This is a genomic window from Variovorax sp. 01T439_2, assembly GCF_056398445.1.
Map to the genome: position 1 here is coordinate 1 of NZ_JBFTPJ010001140.1, position 1,632 is coordinate 1,632.

A 1,632-nucleotide genomic window follows, 5' to 3' on the forward strand; every position below is an offset into this window, starting at 1 on the left:
TCACGGTGCAGCAGGCCACGCTGGTGCAGCTCGACGGCCCCTTCACCATCGACGTGGCACCGCCCGCCGACGCCCTGCCCGGCCGCGGCGGCCTGAAGCTGTCGCTGCAACCCAAGCTGGCCGAGGGCCTGCCGGGCGTGCGCGACTGGTTCGCCAACTACCCGTTCATCTGCCTCGAACAGAAGACCAGCAAGTCGGTCGGCCTGCGCGACGCGAAGATGTGGCAGGGCGTGCTGGCGCAGCTGCCGACCTACCTCGACAGCGACGGCCTGGCCAGCTACTTTCCGCCGCGCGACGGCGAATCGAACCGCGGCAGCGACATCCTCACTTCCTACCTCTTGGCGGCCACGCACGAGGCGGCGGCGCTGAACMCCGCCTTCGCGCTGCCCGACGCGGCGCGCGCGCCGATGGAGTCGGGCCTCATCGCCTTTGTCGAAGGCCGCATCCAGCGCGAGTTCTGGAGCCCGCGCAAGGACCTGGACGTGCGCAAGCTCGCCGCGCTCGAGGCCCTGTCGCGCTACGGCACGGCCAAGGGCAGCATGCTCGGCAGCATCACCATCGCGCCGAACCAGTGGCCCACCAGCGCGGTGATCGACTGGCTCAACATCCTCAAGCGCGTGCAGGACGTGCCGCAGCGGCAGCAGCGGCTGGAGGAGGCCAACAACGTGCTCAAGGCGCGCCTGTCCTACCAGGGCACCAAGCTCGTCTTCAGCACCGAGCAGGACGACTACTGGTGGTGGCTCATGACCAACGGCGACGTCAACACCGCGCGCCTCCTGCTCAGCGTGATGGACGACCCGGCCTGGAAGGACGACATCGGCAAACTCGCCAACGGCTTCATCGGCCGCCAGCAGAACGGCGCCTGGCACACCACCACCGCCAACCTGTGGGGCGGACTGGCACTCGAGAAGTTCTCCAAGGTGTTCGAGAGCACGCCGGTGGCCGGCGTCACGGCCGCCACGCTCGGTGCCGTGAAGGCGCAGGTCGACTGGCGCAGCGTCGAGCGCGTGAAGACCACCGACGCGGCCGGCGCGCCCAACCAGAGCACCTTCTTCGGCGCGCCCGCGTCGCCGGGCAACCTGAAGAACAACAGCATGTTCCTGCCCTGGGCCGCATCGCCCGCGGGCACGCCGGTGCGCGACACCCTGCTGGTCACGCAGCAAGGCAGCGGCAAGCCCTGGCTCACGATGCAGTCGATTGCCGCGGTGCAATTGAAGGCGCCGTTCGCCGCGGGCTATGCGATCAAGAAGACCATCACGCCGGTCGAGCAGGCCACCGCGGGCAAGTACACGCGCGGCGACGTGCTGCGCGTGACCGTCGAGGTGAACGCCAGCACCGACATGACCTGGGTGGTAGTGAGCGACCCGATCCCGGGCGGCGCCACCATCCTGGGCACGGGCCTCGGCCGCGACTCGCAGATCGCCACGCAGGGCGAGCGCAAGTCGGGCGCCGGCTGGCTGGCCTTCGAGGAGCGCAGCTTCGAGGCCTTCCGCAGCTACTACGAGTACCTGCCCAAGGGCGTGGTGAAGATCGAATACACCGTGCGCCTCAACAACGTGGGCGACTTCGCGCTGCCGCCGAGCCGCGTCGAGGCGATGTACGCGCCCGAGATGTTCGGCGAGACGCCGAATG

At 69.3% G+C, this 1,632-nt stretch carries 1 protein-coding gene; it reads left to right on the top strand.

The window, feature by feature from the left end:
* Nucleotides 1–1,632: alpha-2-macroglobulin family protein (locus AC1DOC_RS32825; protein WP_478131460.1), on the top strand; the 1,632-nt coding region annotated here is incomplete at both ends.